The 14,456-nt window shown below is 69.2% G+C and carries 14 protein-coding genes; 10 read left to right on the top strand and 4 right to left on the bottom strand.

The window, feature by feature from the left end; all coding sequences use genetic code 11:
* Positions 1 to 179 precede the first annotated feature (179 nt).
* Together AB4091_RS05805 and AB4091_RS05800 are read left to right on the top strand one after the other, a co-directional pair.
* On the top strand, positions 180 to 629 hold the full coding sequence (locus AB4091_RS05805; RefSeq protein WP_442290780.1) for a hypothetical protein: 450 nt from the start codon (positions 180 to 182) through the stop codon (positions 627 to 629).
* The gene (locus AB4091_RS05800; RefSeq protein ID WP_442290779.1) at positions 626 to 1,027 is read left to right on the top strand and encodes a phosphotransferase family protein; all 402 of its coding nucleotides are present in this window, start codon (positions 626 to 628) and stop codon (positions 1,025 to 1,027) included. Before AB4091_RS05805 ends, AB4091_RS05800 begins: the two co-directional genes overlap by 4 nt.
* Before the next feature lie 178 nt (positions 1,028 to 1,205).
* On the opposite strand, the gene AB4091_RS05795 is transcribed toward AB4091_RS05800, so the two are convergent.
* Positions 1,206 to 4,073: a helix-turn-helix transcriptional regulator gene (locus AB4091_RS05795; protein WP_442290778.1), complete on the bottom strand. Its 2,868-nt coding sequence runs from the start codon at positions 4,071 to 4,073 to the stop codon at positions 1,206 to 1,208.
* A 194-nt stretch (positions 4,074 to 4,267) separates the two neighbouring features.
* Here AB4091_RS05795 and AB4091_RS05790 point away from each other — a divergent pair, with 194 nt between their 5' ends.
* Together AB4091_RS05790 and AB4091_RS05785 are read left to right on the top strand one after the other, a co-directional pair.
* Positions 4,268 to 5,041, top strand: coding sequence for an alpha/beta hydrolase-fold protein (locus AB4091_RS05790; RefSeq protein ID WP_442290777.1), 774 nt, complete (start codon positions 4,268 to 4,270; stop codon positions 5,039 to 5,041).
* A gap of 83 nt (positions 5,042 to 5,124) precedes the next feature.
* On the top strand, positions 5,125 to 5,388 hold the full coding sequence (locus AB4091_RS05785) for a hypothetical protein (RefSeq protein WP_442290776.1): 264 nt from the start codon (positions 5,125 to 5,127) through the stop codon (positions 5,386 to 5,388).
* Positions 5,389 to 5,720: 332 nt separating this feature from the next.
* On the opposite strand, the gene AB4091_RS05780 is transcribed toward AB4091_RS05785, so the two are convergent.
* Entirely contained in the window at positions 5,721 to 6,707 is a 987-nt protein-coding gene (locus AB4091_RS05780) for a hypothetical protein (RefSeq protein WP_442290775.1), read from the bottom strand.
* Positions 6,708 to 6,896: 189 nt separating this feature from the next.
* On the opposite strand from AB4091_RS05780, the gene AB4091_RS05775 reads away from it, so the two are divergent.
* The 4 genes from AB4091_RS05775 to AB4091_RS05760 are packed head-to-tail and all read left to right on the top strand — an operon-like array spanning position 6,897 to position 10,927.
* Positions 6,897 to 7,640 carry a nucleotidyltransferase family protein gene (locus tag AB4091_RS05775; RefSeq protein WP_442290774.1) on the top strand — a complete coding sequence of 248 codons (744 nt, stop codon included), beginning with the start codon at positions 6,897 to 6,899 and terminating at the stop codon, positions 7,638 to 7,640.
* A 58-nt stretch (positions 7,641 to 7,698) separates the two neighbouring features.
* Complete coding sequence (locus AB4091_RS05770) at positions 7,699 to 8,586, top strand: AAA family ATPase (protein ID WP_442290773.1); 888 nt, start codon at positions 7,699 to 7,701, stop codon at positions 8,584 to 8,586.
* Positions 8,587 to 8,619: 33 nt separating this feature from the next.
* On the top strand, positions 8,620 to 9,741 hold the full coding sequence (locus AB4091_RS05765; RefSeq protein WP_442290772.1) for a vWA domain-containing protein: 1,122 nt from the start codon (positions 8,620 to 8,622) through the stop codon (positions 9,739 to 9,741).
* Positions 9,734 to 10,927 carry an XdhC family protein gene (locus AB4091_RS05760; protein ID WP_442290771.1) on the top strand — a complete coding sequence of 398 codons (1,194 nt, stop codon included), beginning with the start codon at positions 9,734 to 9,736 and terminating at the stop codon, positions 10,925 to 10,927. The genes AB4091_RS05765 and AB4091_RS05760 overlap by 8 nt, the downstream gene beginning before the upstream one ends.
* 101 nt (positions 10,928 to 11,028) lie before the next feature.
* Here AB4091_RS05760 and AB4091_RS05755 read toward each other — a convergent pair whose 3' ends face one another.
* Positions 11,029 to 11,496: a PaaI family thioesterase gene (locus tag AB4091_RS05755; protein ID WP_442290770.1), complete on the bottom strand. Its 468-nt coding sequence runs from the start codon at positions 11,494 to 11,496 to the stop codon at positions 11,029 to 11,031.
* A gap of 84 nt (positions 11,497 to 11,580) precedes the next feature.
* Here AB4091_RS05755 and AB4091_RS05750 point away from each other — a divergent pair, with 84 nt between their 5' ends.
* Together AB4091_RS05750 and AB4091_RS05745 are read left to right on the top strand one after the other, a co-directional pair.
* Positions 11,581 to 12,318 carry a FadR/GntR family transcriptional regulator gene (locus AB4091_RS05750; protein WP_442290769.1) on the top strand — a complete coding sequence of 246 codons (738 nt, stop codon included), beginning with the start codon at positions 11,581 to 11,583 and terminating at the stop codon, positions 12,316 to 12,318.
* Positions 12,318 to 13,145: a sterol desaturase family protein gene (locus tag AB4091_RS05745; protein WP_442291393.1), complete on the top strand. Its 828-nt coding sequence runs from the start codon at positions 12,318 to 12,320 to the stop codon at positions 13,143 to 13,145. The genes AB4091_RS05750 and AB4091_RS05745 overlap by 1 nt, the downstream gene beginning before the upstream one ends.
* A gap of 150 nt (positions 13,146 to 13,295) precedes the next feature.
* Here AB4091_RS05745 and mgrA read toward each other — a convergent pair whose 3' ends face one another.
* Positions 13,296 to 14,339 (bottom strand): L-glyceraldehyde 3-phosphate reductase, encoded by a 1,044-nt coding sequence (gene mgrA / locus AB4091_RS05740; protein ID WP_442290768.1) that lies wholly within the window; start codon positions 14,337 to 14,339, stop codon positions 13,296 to 13,298.
* Between the last annotated feature and the right edge of the window lie 117 nt (positions 14,340 to 14,456).

The raw sequence follows: 14,456 nt of genomic DNA, 5'->3' as shown, positions 1-14,456 counted from the left end.
GTCGAGGTCTATCCCGCCACCACGGGAAAGGGCTCGGCCTGCTAGGGCTGGCGCGGCCACTGCCTGACGATCGGAACCAACATCACCCCTGGCTGAACCGGGAGGGCCAGGAACGACTGCCGACCCGAGCTGCATCCAACACAGCGGCGTAACACCATCGAAGGATCTATGATCCCTTGGTGACGTTGGGCGTAACAAGGCTCACCGAGCGCCAAGCCGAGCTGCTGGAAGAGTGGTTGCCGGGAGCTGAGGTAGTGAGCGATCTCAGTTGGGGGCTGACCCGGACTACGGTGCTCGAGCTCTTGCATCAGGGTGCTCGCTATGTTGCCAAGGCTGGCGGCCCGCATGATCAAGACACTGCCCGCGAGATTCGCGCCCATGCAAAATGGTTGAGTCCTTGGACGTCGATCGAACGCGCTCCTGAGTTGGTCGCAGCTGACGAGGGTGTCAAGCTCCTCGTCACACGATTTCTTCTGGGAACAGTTGTGGAACGAACGCCGTATCTCCTGCTTCCTGAAACGTACCGGCAGGCTGGTCAGTTGCTTGCGCAGCTCCACGGTCAGCTCCAGGTCCAAGCCGCTGGTTTCGAAGCTAGGGAAACGAGAAAGCCCTGCTGTCGCTCAACATGAACCACGGCATCGACCCAGAGACGGTGGCTCGGCTCCGTTCGACGGTGGAATTATGGCCCGAGACCTCCAGTACGGTGGTGCCCACGCACGGGGACTGGCAACCACGTAACTGGCTCACGTGCCGGGGCCTCGTGAGCGCGATCGATTTCGGACGCATGGAGCTTCGCCCGGCGATGACTGATTTCGCACGACTCGCTGCTCAGCAGTTCCGGATGCGGCCGGAACTGGAGTGTGCATTCATCGATGGATACGGGACAGACCCGCGAGAGCCCGCCGCGTGGCAACGTGTTCGGATCCGTGAGGCAATAGGGACGTCGGTATGGGCGCATACCGCGGGAGACGAACGCTTCGAGCAGCAGGGTCATCGGATGATCGCGGAGGCCCTTGCTGACACGTGACCTGGTCCGCATGGGGATGGAACTCTTGAAGGCCAGCACGCTTAGAGATTGGTTGCCTGTTGCGTGCGAACAGGCAACTGGTCGGATCGGGCCGGACTCCGGGCTGCCCCGAGGGGGACGAGGATGGCCGGGATTGCGCCTGTGGGCTGGTAACCAGCTCAGGTGCTCGCGTGGCGGGTCAGGCGTTGCTCGTGCGTCGCACCAGCGCTGCGGCCTCGCCGCGGTTGGCTACGCCGAGCTTGGCGAGGATGTTGCTCACGTGCCGGGCGGCGGTCCTCTCGCTGATGAAGAGGGTCTGGGCGATAGTGCGGTTGGTGGCGCCTGCCGAGAGGATCAAGAGAACATCATGCTCACGCGGGGTGAGCTGGTCCCGCGCGCTGGGGGCATCGGCTGCGCTGGCGGGTATTGGGACCCGGTGGCGTCGCGCCTCGGCTATGGCTTGTAGCGCGAACCACGCTGCGCCCATGGACTGGGCGGAGCGCCAGAGCGCGATCAGGCTCTCCTTCCCGGCGTCGCGCTGACCGTGGGTGAGCTGTTCGCGGGCGAGTTCGAGTTGGGGGCGCAAGGCGAAGTATGCGCCGAAGGGGGCAGCGGCCGCTGCTGCGTGTCCCCAGGCTTCGCTGGCCGGCTGTTGTTCTAGTCGCCGGGCGTACGCGGCTGCCGACGCCAAGTGGGCGCCGAAGATGGAGGCTTTCCAGTCGTTCGTGAGGCCGCGCTGAGCGGCAGCAAAGACGTCCGCGGCGGCCTGCGCCAGACCCGGGGGCACCGGATGCCCGACGGCGGCGGCGGCGCAGAGGGCCTGCAGTCCGCACCGGGCGCGGCGGGCGGCTTGAACAGGCGAGTCCGTCTTCCGCTGGCCCAAGACTGCCTTGGCAACCTCGAGTTCGCGAGCCACGTTACCGAGCTGCTCGAACAGCTCGACACGCCGCAGGCCGTGCACGGTGTCAAGGACGTTTGCTCGGTATGCAGCGTGCATCGAGTGCTCTTCGACTGAGAGGGCCGCGTCGAGGTCGCCGAGAGCGATAAGCAGGTCTGCCTGGCCCCAGAGGCTGCGGCTCTGCTCCAAACCGCGGTCGATGAGTTCGTCAAGGCGCTGCTTGGCATCCTCGAACCGGCCCTGCCAGGTGAGCGCGCTGACTTCTTCAAACCCAATCAGGTTCGCGACCCTCGTCAACCCTTCACGATTGGCGGCGGCCTGGCTGTGCCTCGCCAGAGCGCATCCGTCGTCAATTCTGCCCGCGACGATGAGTTCCCAAGCGAGCCCCGCCTGGGCGTGGAAAGTATCCACCGGTGCGTCCGCCTGTTCGCTGAGCCGTATGGCCTTCTCCCATTCCGAGCGGGCAGCTGGGAGGCGACCGAGCTCGTGCAAGGACCACGCGGCCTCCGTTCGACCCTGGTACTCCGCCGCGAGTGACCCTGCGTTGCGTGCGACCCCGATTGCTTTGTTTGCTGCCGCAAGGGCCCCGGCGTACTGCAAGCGCTCTGCGTGTAGCCATGATTTTGCCCGCCAGGCGGCGGACGTCTCGATGCTCGATGGGCCGGTCGCCAGCGCGATGGCTCTGTCGCATGCGGCCTGACGCCCCATGAGCCCGTCGAGGTCACGCCAGTGACGGGCCACGACGGTGAGGACGCGGCTTGCCGCGAGTGGATCCGTGTCTGGATCGAGACGGCGCATCGCGTCTTGCAGCAGGCGCTCTACCCGCTCGTTCTGATTTCGAGTGGATCTCATGAGTGACTCGGCCGCCAAGGCGGCGACCTCGGCGTCCGTGACGCCGGCGAGGTCGGCGGCGTCCGGGACCTGCCGCCACAGGCCGAGGGCTGACTCCAAGTGGTCCGCGGCCTCTGGTGCACCGTGCTGCTTGGCCGCCATGCCGGATTTCACGTGCGCTGTCAACGCCGTCCCGGGGTCGCCGGCTGCGGCGGCGTGCAAGGCGAGTGCCGCGTTGGCACGCCACCGTGCGGCCGCAGCGCCGACCTCACAGCGGCGGCGCAAGACCTCGGCGTACCCCCGGTGCAGTGCGACCCGTTCGCTCGGCAGGAGGCCCTCCGCCACCACATCACGGATCAAGGCGTGCCGGAACCGGTACTGGTCGCCGTGCCGCGTGAACAGACCCGCATCCACAGCCTCGTGGGCCAGCGCCTGGAATGTCCCAGCGTCCAGGCCCGAAGCCTCATGCAGCAGGTCGAGGTCGATGACGGTGCCGCCCACGCAGGCCAGGCGAACCAGCGCCGCGGCCGGCGCCGGCAGCTCGTTGACGTGCCGAAGGAGTAGGTCGTGCAGCGACGGCGGCACGGTCTCGGCGCTGCTCTTCATGAGCTCCTCCACATACAGCGGGTTGCCTCCTGACCTGCTCGAGATCGTCGCCAGGTCGGCTTCGGACGGAGCGTGTCCCAGCAGACGACCGGCGAGCTCAGCGATTTCGGCCGCATCAAGCGGGCCCAACGCCAAGCGCACTGCGCCGGGTGAGAGCCCCAACTCGGAGATGGCCGGCCGGCTCGGGTGGCCAACGGTGAGGTCATCGGAGCGGATTGTGACCACAAGCAGAATCGGAGCTCGGCAGGTACGCACGAGCGATAGAGCGAAGTCCCTCGTGGACCGGTCGGACCAGTGCAGGTCCTCGATGACCAACACCATTGCCCGCTGCCCGGCCAAAGCTGCGGCTGCTGCGATGAGCCGTTCCAAGGCGTCGGCGCGGACCAATGTGTCGTCGACGAGCCATCGGGCCGGCGGCGGTACCAAATCCCCTGCGTCCTTTATGGACGCGACCACCTGCCGCAACGCCTCGGAGATCGGTGCGAAAGGCGGGCCGATGGCCAGGTCTAGGCAGTGCCCCTCCCCAGTCGCGAGTCCGAGCTCTCCAGCGCGCGCCAGAACAGCGTGGGCCAAGGTTGTCTTGCCCACCCCCGCGTCTCCCGCGACAAGCAGCGCCCGCGGATGGGGCACCGTTCTCGGTTCCACGTCGCCTCTTAGCGACCCAATGAGCGCGTCGACCTGGGCTAGCTCGGGCCCCCGACCGATGAGCGGCCCGATCGTGGTCGCGCTCATCCCCTCTACCTCCCCACGGCCGCGCCTGTCGATCTTCCAGCGTAGGCCTGCGTGGAGGCAGTGGGTCAACGGTTCGCCGACATGGGGGCAGAGCCGCCCCGTGCCCGTCTTGAGCAGCAGGACGATCTCGTCGTGGATCGAACGACTACCGGGCCGCGCCACCGCTGGCGAGTTCGTCGGCGAGAAGTTCGACTATGACCGCGGTCGACAGGTCACGGTGTACGTCCCGCCGGAACCCCGAGGCAGTTGTGTTCGCCGGCGACGGTGAGCTGCTCGCAGAGTGGGGACCGGACCTTGAGGCGGCCGATGTACCTCCTACGTTGATCGTCGGAGTTCACCGCGTGGCTGATGAGATGCTGCGCCTGCACGAAAACTCGCCCGGCTTCGACCCGGAGCGGTTCGCTGAGCATGAGGCGTTCTTCGTCAAGGATGTCCGCGCCTGGGCCCAGTCGCGGTTCGGGCTGGCGATGCCCGCCGCGCGCACTGCGGTGTACGGGGTCTCGGCGAGTGGCGAGTTGGCGCTCGCCCTGGGACTGCGGCATCCAGAGATCTACGGTGCGGTCTTCTGTGCCTCTCCGGGGGCAGGCTTCCAGCCGCCGGTGACGATGCCGAGCTCGCTGCCGAGGGCGTACTTCGTCGCTGGAACTCAGGAGCCGTTCTTCCGCGACAACGCCTCCCGCTGGGCAACAGCGTTCCGCGGAGCAGGCGTCGACGTCGTCCCAGACCGAGCGGGTCGGATCACATGGAGACCCCTTCTGGCGCCAAGAGTTCCCACTCATGGTGGCATGGGCGTTCGGGCGCTGACGCGCTATGCGCTCATCGGCCTGACAAGCAGATCCGGTCAGCAACGATCCACCGGCGGAGGTCGCGTCGCGGCGGACGACGCGGGTAGGACGGCCGGCGTCCCGCGGGCTGCTTGGTCGATGGTTGCGGCGAGCGTGGGTAGTCGCGGGCTCGAGGATTGGTAATTCGCCCGATGTCGCTGGGTGTACGCGGCCGGATCGTGGAGATTGCCGGCAATCCGTCGGCCCCACCAGTCCAAGGAGCCATCATGAACCGTCGCACCGCGGCGATCGCCTTGATCGCTAGCGCGCTCTTTGCCGGAGCCCCTGCCGTGGCCGAGGCTCGACCGTTGCCTGACCCGTTGCCGCAACACCACGTCTTGGCCAGCCGGGACGCGGCGCTTGCCTACTTCGTCGTCGAGTACCGCACCGCGCCACTGCCGGACAAGCGGCGTATCCACAACGAGATCACGTCGATCCTCTCGGACCCCCAGTTCGCGGTTCTCTCATCGGGGTCCACCCGTCCGGCGTGACGAAGCCGATGACCGGTATCACCCCTGGGGGCTGGCCCATGAGCTGACCTGACAGATCCCGGAACACGCGCTGTCGATCGTCCTACGCTGAGTGATGGACAGCGCGGCCCGGGGAGGGATGCGCATGACCGGGCCCGACATGGAACCGGTGATCGGCCGGGAGCGGGAATTGGCGCCACAAGCACTTCGTCGCACGCATCCCGCGGGCGCATCCGAGTCAGCCGCGTTGCGGCGGAATGACGCTGGTTCGTCGTGGCTACGAGGCGGTCTGAGAAGGTGCCCTTACGCTCATTGGGCACGCCATGCGCCATCTGCCCACTGCCGCGACTGGCTCACCCAACATCTATGGGTCTATTGCCAATCCGTGTCAGCAGGTCGAGAGTGAATTCCACGGCGGCGATTCCACCGGGCGATCTCTCAATGGTCGCCAAGGAAACTGGAGCGTGCGGGCGGAGCATCTCAAGGCAATCGCCGAAACCTCGGTCGCTCGTGAGGAACACACTGAAATCCACAAGATAGGTGGCGATCTGGTTATCTACCGGGGTCCCAGGGGTGACCTTCCTCAGCGCCTGAGCCTCGCTCATTGCCCAGCGTATCCACTCCCTAGGCACGTGCTTGGCCATTACCTCCCGGGTCCACATGTGGACCCACACGTCCCGCTCGCGCCGCACGCGCCGGAGATCAAGCCACGGCGCCAGCCAATCTGAGGCCGTGCTGTCTCGTCCCAGCACCACAGCCTGCCACCAGTGGCTTTGAGACTGAGCCCGCCAGGCTTCGAAGGGCTGGCCATCCCACCCGGCTACTGGGTGGCCAAACCACGCAGTGGCGTTGTCCAGTCGAAGAGACCGCTCGCTCTGACCGAACTCTCGGGCAAGCAACCTGGCAGAATCCGCCTCCCGGCGCGCTCGGGTCAGCACGTCGCCTTCGATCTTCGACAGAATGGAAGCCATCCATTTCGGATCCCTGCGAACGCGAAGCCAGAAGCTGCTCCCCCAATCCTCGCGATTCTTACGGTAGTTGCGAAGGTCGGGGCGGGGGTCGATCCACTCCGGGTGCAGCCGAGTGATTTCCTGGCGGACCTCCTCGGCCTCTACAAACGCCTCGGGCATGGGGCGCATCCAGTCGTTTTGCGTAAGGGCCTTGGCGAGATGCCCACGGAGCGCTGCGTTTGAAACCCTCAGGCACTCATAGACCACGGCCGGGCAGGCCACGATGGTTACGCACGATCGCTTCGCAGCCAGGCGCACATCCTCGATCGCGCCCGCATCGACCAAGTACCGCCACACATTGGTGTCGGGCACCACGGTGACGTCAACCACTCGCGCAGTCTTGCATGCCTGAACCCCGGTCGTAGCAGTGTCCGAAATTGCTGGCTGTACCTCCGCGAGCAGGACCAACTGCTCTCCGAAGTCGCGCGTGTCCGCATGAACGATACGCGGCGGGGTGACGCGGGGTGGCTCAACGGCTGATCGGCGGGTGTCGCCCGCTCCGCGGGTAGGTTCACGAGTGTGAACGACCGAGAAAGTGGGCCCAACGCCGCAGCCGTCCACGGCCGCGCCACGCACGTCCGCGGACTCGTGCTCGCCGCCGGGGCCGGGCGGCGGATGGGTGGCCCCAAGGCCCTGGTCCGCCGGCACCCCGACGAGCCGACCCTCGTCGAGCGCGCCGTGAGTCTGCTTCATGCCGGCGGGTGCGCGGGCATCACGGTCGTCGTTGGCGCCGCCGCCGATGAGGTCACCGCGATCGTCACCACCCTCGGCCGCGACGTCGACGTCGTCCCCTGCCCCGACTGGCAGGAAGGCATGGGCGCCTCCCTCCGCTCCGGACTCACGGCGCTCGCCCGGTCCACCCACGAGGGCGAGGGCTGCGTCGATGCGGCACTCGTGACCCTCGTCGACCTGCCCGACCTGACCCCGGAGGTCGTCGTGCGGGTGCTCGACGCGCCCCGGCACGTCGACAACGCCCACTCCCCCCATCCCGACCCTGACGAGCACGCCGTCGAGGTCGACGAGACGAGTGGCCCGTCGGTCGCCGACCTGCGAGCGACGCTGCGGCGGGCGGCATACCAGGGCGTCCCGGGACACCCTGCGCTGATCGGGCGAGACCACTGGGAGGGCGTCATCGCGACCGCCGTCGGCGACCACGGCGCGCGACACTATTTCCGCACGACGGAACACGACCTCGTCGAGTGCGGTGACCTCGCCACCGGCCGTGACGCCGACACCCCCCACGAGCTCAACACGACCCGCTGACCCGAGCGCAAGGGCCCCGGCGCTTCCACGAGCACCGATCATCAGCGATGCTCAGGGCATGGATCACCTGTTCGCGAGTGCCGACGACGTCACGACCGCCCTCCGCGGCACGGGCTACCTTGCCGACGAGGCGCTCGCGACCGTCACCTTCCTCGCCACCCGGCTGAACCGCCCGATCCTGCTCGAGGGCGAGCCGGGCACCGGCAAGACGGCCCTCGCCGAGGCCTTGGCCCAAGCGCTCGATCTCCGCCTCATCCGGCTCCAGTGCTACGAGGGCATCGATGCGACGCAGGCCCTCTACGACTGGGACTTCCCGCGCCAGATCCTGCACCTGCGCACCGTCGAGGCGATCAGCCGAGACGAGCGCCAGGACGCCAAAGCCCTCGAGGCCGAGCTCTTCGACGAGCGCTTCCTCCTCGCCCGGCCGGTGCTCCAAGCCCTGCGCGAGGCCCCCTGCGTGCTGCTCATCGACGAGATAGACCGCGCCGACGACGAGTTCGAGGCCTTCCTCCTCGAGGTCCTGAGCACCTGGCAGGTGACGATCCCCGAGCTCGGCACCGTGAGCGCCGCCACGCCGCCGATCGTCGTGCTCACCTCGAACCGCACCCGCGAGCTGCACGACGCCCTCAAGCGGCGCTGCCTCTACCACTGGATCGACCACCCCGGTCTCGCGCGCGAGCTCGAGATCGTCCGCACCCGCCTGCCCGAGGTGAGCCAGGCCCTCGCCGAGCAAGTCGTCACCCTCGTCCAGCGCCTGCGCACGGGCGGCGAGCTCATCAAGCCGCCGGGCGTCGCCGAGACCCTCGACTGGGCGCGCGCCCTCGAGACGGTCGGCGCGACCCGACTGGACGCCGAGGTCGCCGCCGCGACGCTCGGCGCTGCGCTGAAGTACCGCGAGGACTCCGAGCGCATCCGGGCCTCGCTCGACAAGCTGCTCACCGCCTGACGCCCACCGGACGCCCGAGACACCAGAGCCCCCGTGACGACCATCGCCCCCCACCCCGACCTCGAGCCCGACGAGCTGCTCCTCGGCTTCGCCCGCGCCCTGCGCGCCGCGGGCATCAACGTCACGGCCGACCGCGAGCGCACCTTCCTCCTCGCCGCGGCGACCGTCGGCATGGGCGGGCGCGCCGGCGTCTACTGGGCCGGGCGCTCGACCCTGACGGGCACGCCCGCCGACTTCCCGGCATACGACGAGGTCTTCGAGCGCTGGTTCGGCGGCGAGGCCATCCCGCGCGGACAGCGCGTCGACATCGTGCGGCCCCCCGTCCGGCAGGCGCCCCTCGACAGCGGAGAGGGAGAGGGCGGCCCCGACGACGACACCGACACCGTCCAGGCGCGAGCCAGCGCCCAGGAGGTGCTGCGCCACCGCGACATCGCGACCCTGAGCGCGGCCGACCGGGCGGCAGCGTCGCGCCTCTTCGCGTCCCTGGCGCCCCGGGCACCCTTGCGCCGGGCGCGACGGCACGTCCGCTCCACCAGCGGCGCCGTCGACGGGCCCGCCACCCTGCGTGAGCAGCTGCGCCGCATGGGCGAGCCCGGGCGCATCCATCACCGCCGCCGCGGCGTGCGTCCGCGCCGCATCGTCCTGCTCATCGACGTCTCCGGGTCGATGAGCCCGTACGCCGACAGCCTCCTTCGCCTCGCCCACGCCTTCGTGCGCGCGGTGCCCCACGTCGAGGTCTTCACGATGGGCACCCGGCTCACCCACGTCACGCGGGCGCTGACGGAGCGCGACCCCGACCGGGCGCTCGCCGCCGCCGGCCGGGTGGTGCCCGACTGGTCGGGAGGCACCCGCCTCGGCGACTCGATCGGCGCCTTCCTCGACCGCTGGGGCAGGCGGGGTATGGCCCGCGGCTCCGTCGTCGTTGTCTTCTCCGACGGGTGGGAACGCGAGGGACCGGAGGTGCTCGGTGAGCAGATGCGACGCCTCGCGGCCCTCTCGCACCGGGTCGTCTGGGCCAACCCGCACCGCGGCAAGGCCGGCTACGAGCCGGTGCAGCAGGGCATCGTGGCGGCCCTGCCGCACATCGACGACTTCGTCGCGGGCCACTCGCTCGCGGCGTTCGAGGAGCTGATCGAGGTGGTCTCCCGTGCGTGAGGTGATGGACGAGCTGATGCAGTGGTGGTCGGCCGGCGAGACCGTCGGCGTCGGCACCGTCGTCGGCACGTGGCGCTCCGCCCCGCGCCAGCCCGGCGCGTCGATGCTCGTCGGCCCGGACGGCGAGGCGGTCGGGTCGGTCTCCGGCGGGTGCGTCGAAGGCGCCGTCTACGAGCTCGCCCAGGAGGTCGTCGACAGCGGGCACCCGGTGCTCCAGCGCTACGGCGTGAGCGACGACGACGCGTATGCCGTCGGGCTGACCTGCGGGGGCATCCTCGACGTGTTCGTCGAGAAGGTGAACCGCGAGACCTTCCCCGAGCTGGGCGCGGTCGCCGACGACATCGCCGCCGGGCGGCCCGTCGCGGTCGTCACCGTGATCGAGCACCCCGAGCCGGCGTGGGTCGGTCGACGGGTGGTGGTGCACCCCGAGACCGAGGGTCCCGACGAAGACGACGAGACGGCATCCGTGCTCGGCTCGCTCGGCAGCGGGCGCGCCGACGACGCCGTACGCGACGACGCGAGAGGGCTTCTCGCGCAAGGACGCTCGGCCATCCTGACCTACGGGCCCGACGGTGAACGACGCGGCGAAGGCATGCGGGTCTTCGTCGCCGCCCACGCGCCGAAGCCGCGCATGCTCGTCTTCGGCGCCATCGACTTCGCGGCGGCCGTCGCGCGGGTCGGCGGCTTCCTCGGCTACTACGTCACGGTCTGCGACGCCCGGCCCGTCTTCGCGACGAAGACGCGCTTCCCCGGCGCCGACGAGGTCGTCGTCAAGTGGCCGCACGACTACCTCCAGAACGAGGTCGACGAGGGCCGCATCGACTCGCGCACCGTCATCGCCGTGCTCACCCACGACCCGAAGTTCGACGTGCCGCTGCTCGAGGTCGCGCTGCGCCTGCCCGACGTCGCCTACATCGGCGCGATGGGCTCGCGGCGCACCCACGACGACCGGCTCGCCCGGCTGCGCGAGGCCGGCCTCACCGACGACGAGCTCGCCCGGATGAGCTCGCCGATCGGCCTCGACCTCGGCGCTCGCACGCCCGAGGAGACGGCCGTGTCGATCGCCGCCGAGATCATCGCGCTGCGCTGGGGCGGCGCCGGCGAGCGGCTCGCCACGACCGACGGCCCGATCCACCACCACCATCCCGCCCACGACACTCCGCACGACTCCGAGGCGCAGCACTGACGGCCCACCGAGCCGCAATCGAAAGAACACTCCGTCCTGACCGCGAGACCGCGCGGTCCCGCTCGTGGTGACGGAGTGCTCTTTCGATTGGCCGGGGGTGGTCAGGTGCGCGGGCGCCAGCGCTTCCAGAGAGCGGTCGCCCGGGCCCGCACCCTGCCGTCGAAGCGCAGCTCGACCTCGACGGTCATCTGCGGCTCGTCGGCGTGGGTGACGGCGGCAAAGAGCTCGACCGTGTCGCGGAGCGGCGCAGGCCGCAGGTAGCGCACGTCGAGCCCAGCGGTGACGTAGGACAGGTCGGCACCCGGCAGCGGCGGCCAGCCACCGCGCTCGGCCTCGAGCATGACGGCGGCCGCGCTGTGGCAGTCGAGAACGGTGCCGATGATGCCGCCGTTGAGGTAGCCGAGGCCGTTGTCGTGCTCGGGCCAGGGCGTGAACGAGGCGGCCACCCCGGCGGCCGCGCTGTCGCCCAGCGGGTAGCTCTTGAGCTGGAGTCCCTTGTCGTTGGCCTGACCACAGCCGAAGCAGGGCAGGTCGGGATACAGGCGTTCCTGGATGCTCAGATCGGGCATGGCGCTCAACCTACACAGCGGCAGACATCACAAATTGGTCCAACCTCTTGATGAGTTGATGGGCCCGCTGTCAGCATGGCGGCCATGAGTCAGAGTGGATTCGGCCCCGTCGCCCGTCGTTCGGTGTCCGACGAGGTGTTCTCCGAGCTGCGCGACGCCGTGCTCACCGGCCGGTTCGCACCCGGCGACTCCCTGCCGCCCGAACGCGAGCTCGCGGCCTCGTTCGCCGTCAACCGGCACGCCGTCCGCGAGGCCCTCCAACGGCTCCAGGCGGCAGGGTTCGTCAAGGTGGTGCACGGCGGCGGCACCCGCGTGCTCGACGTCCGCAGCAGTGCGGGCCTCGACCTGCTCGCCCACCTCGCCCGTTCCGGCGAGGGACTCGACCCCACGATCCTGCGCGACGGCCTCGAGATGCGTCGCTGCATCGGCGTCGACGCCGCCCGCCTGGCTGCGACCCGCGGCACGGCTGAGGGCCACGCGCGCATCGTCGCCGCCGCTGCGGCATACGGCTGCCCGGACATCGACGACGCCGACCGCACCTTCTGGCTCGAGGTCGTCGAGACGAGCGGCAACTTCGCCTTCCGCCTCGCTCTCAACTCGCTCATGCACGCCATCGACAGCGCGCCCGGCCCGCTCGACGCCCTCCTCGCCGCCGACCGCTCCGACCTCGTGCCGCACGCGCCGCTGCCCGCGGCGATCGCCGCCCGCGACGGCGCCGAGGCCGCGCGGATCGCCGACACGATCCTCACCCAGGCCATCGACGTCTGGGCCGCGCTCACCGACGACGGCCGCACCCTCGACCACCTCACCCGGGGCGCGTGATGGTCGACCTGATCGTCACGGCGATCCCGTTCTTCATCGCGTTCATCGTCGTCGAGGTCGTCTCGCTGTGGTTCGCACCCGACGACGACGAGGTCGGCTACGAGGTTCGCGACACGGCGACGAGTCTGTCGATGGGCATCGGCAGCGTCGTCGTGGGCATCGGCTACAAGGCGCTGCAGCTCCTCGTCTACGCCGCCCTGTATGCCGTCACGCCGCTGCGCCTCGACACCTCGCTGTGGTGGGTGTGGGTCGTCATCTTCTTCGCCGAGGACCTCGCCTACTACTGGTACCACCGCTGCCACCACGAGGTGCGCATCCTCTGGGCCAGCCACGTGGTGCACCACTCGAGCCAGCGCTACAACTTCTCGACGGCGCTGCGCCAGACGTGGACCCCGTTCGGTGGCATCCCGTTCTGGGCACCGCTCGCGCTGCTCGGTGTGCCGCCGTGGGCGATCTTCCTGCAGCAGTCGATCTCGCTGCTCTACCAGTTCTTCCTGCACACCGAGCGGGTCGGAAAGCTCTGGCGCCCAGTGGAGCTCGTGATGAACACGCCGTCGCACCACCGCGTCCACCACGGCATGAACAACGGCTACCTCGACCGCAACTACGGCGGCATCCTCGTCATCTGGGACCGCCTCTTCCGCTCCTTCGAGCCCGAGGGTGAGCGCGTCGTCTACGGCCTGACGAAGCAGCTGCGCACCTACAACCCGCTCGTCGTCGCCACCCACGAGTACGCCTCGATCTGGCACGACGTCAAGGCAGCCCGCTCGTGGCACGACCGTTGGGGCCACGTGCTCCGCGGGCCGGGCTGGCAGCCCACGACGTGACCGTGTGCCTTGTGCGGTATGCCGTGGGCCGCGTGCCCTTGTCCGCCGCGTCACTGGTGCATGAGTCGCAACAGTGACGTAGCGGACGCGGCCGGGACCGCGGCGACGTGCGGTCCCCGGCCACACGGCATACGTCCTCGGGTGCGTGTGTCAGTGGGCGCTCGAGCCCTTCCAGAGGTTGATGCCTCCCTCGACCGCGTGCTTGTCGATCTTGTCGAGCTCCTCGGTGGAGAAGTCGAGGTTGCCGAGCGAGCCGAGGCTGTCCTCGAGCTGGGCGACCGACGAGGCGCCGATGAGCACCGACGTGACGCGCTGATCGCGCAGGATCCACGCGAGGGCCATCTGCGCAAGGGACTGGCCACGAGCCTTGGCCATCCGGTTCAGCGCACGGACGTGCTTGAGGTTCTGCTCGCTCAGCAGCTTCGGCGACAGCGACTTGCCCTGCGACGCACGCGAACCTGCCGGCACGCCCTTGAGGTACTTGTCGGTGAGCATGCCCTGGGCGAGCGGGCTGAACGCGATGCAGCCGACGCCCTCGTCGCCGAGCACGTCGAGCAGGTCCTCCTCGACCCACCGGTTGAGCATCGAGTAGCTGGGCTGGTGGATGAGCAGCGGCGTGCCCATCGAGCGGAGGATCTCGATCGCCTCGCGGGTGCGCGGGCCCGAGTAGCTCGAGATGCCGGCATACAGCGCCTTGCCCGAGCGCACTGCCGTGTCGAGCGCGCCCATCGTCTCCTCGAGCGGCGTCGTCTCGTCGAAGCGGTGGGAGTAGAAGATGTCGACGTAGTCGACGCCCATCCGCTGCAGCGACTGGTCGAGCGAGGCGAGGACGTACTTGCGGCTGCCGCCGCCCTGGCCGTAGGGCCCGGGCCACATGTCGTAGCCGGCCTTGCTGCTGATGATGAGCTCGTCGCGGTAGCGCTTGAAGTCCTGCGCGTAGATCGTGCCGAAGTTGCGCTCGGCGCTGCCGTAGGGCGGGCCGTAGTTGTTGGCGAGGTCGAAGTGCGTGACGCCGAGGTCGAAGGCGCGTCGCAGCGTCGCCCGCTGGCGGTCGAGCGGCACGTCGTCGCCGAAGTTGTGCCACAGGCCGAGCGAGACGGCCGGCAGGTCGAGGCCCGAGCGGCCGGTGCGGCGGTAGGTCATCGAGTCGTAGCGGCTGCGGAGTGCCTGGTAGTCGTCGGCGTGGAGAGTCATGCACGACAGTCTTGCGTATGCCGTCGGGTGCGTCCCAGCGCTCGCTGAGCGGCTTGGACGGATGCGTTCTCTCGATGCCCTTGTGCAGCAGTCGACTCCGAGCAAGACTCACCGTGG

It is taken from the genome of Terrabacter sp. 2RAF25 (assembly GCF_052115265.1).
GTDB lineage: Bacteria > Actinomycetota > Actinomycetes > Actinomycetales > Dermatophilaceae > Terrabacter.
This window is presented reverse-complemented; position numbering and strand designations above follow the sequence as displayed.

Coding starts and splice junctions, on each gene's coding strand:
- AB4091_RS05770 (WP_442290773.1), top strand. CDS start 7,699: ATGGATCACCTGTTCGCGAGTGCCGACGACGTCACGACCGCCCTCCGC.
- AB4091_RS05750 (WP_442290769.1), top strand. CDS start 11,581: ATGAGTCAGAGTGGATTCGGCCCCGTCGCCCGTCGTTCGGTGTCCGAC.
- AB4091_RS05790 (WP_442290777.1), top strand. CDS start 4,268: ATGACCGCGGTCGACAGGTCACGGTGTACGTCCCGCCGGAACCCCGAG.
- AB4091_RS05795 (WP_442290778.1), bottom strand. CDS start 4,073: ATGAGCGCGACCACGATCGGGCCGCTCATCGGTCGGGGGCCCGAGCTA.
- AB4091_RS05745 (WP_442291393.1), top strand. CDS start 12,318: ATGGTCGACCTGATCGTCACGGCGATCCCGTTCTTCATCGCGTTCATC.
- AB4091_RS05785 (WP_442290776.1), top strand. CDS start 5,125: ATGAACCGTCGCACCGCGGCGATCGCCTTGATCGCTAGCGCGCTCTTT.
- AB4091_RS05755 (WP_442290770.1), bottom strand. CDS start 11,496: ATGCCCGATCTGAGCATCCAGGAACGCCTGTATCCCGACCTGCCCTGC.
- mgrA (WP_442290768.1), bottom strand. CDS start 14,339: ATGACTCTCCACGCCGACGACTACCAGGCACTCCGCAGCCGCTACGAC.
- AB4091_RS05800 (WP_442290779.1), top strand. CDS start 626: ATGAACCACGGCATCGACCCAGAGACGGTGGCTCGGCTCCGTTCGACG.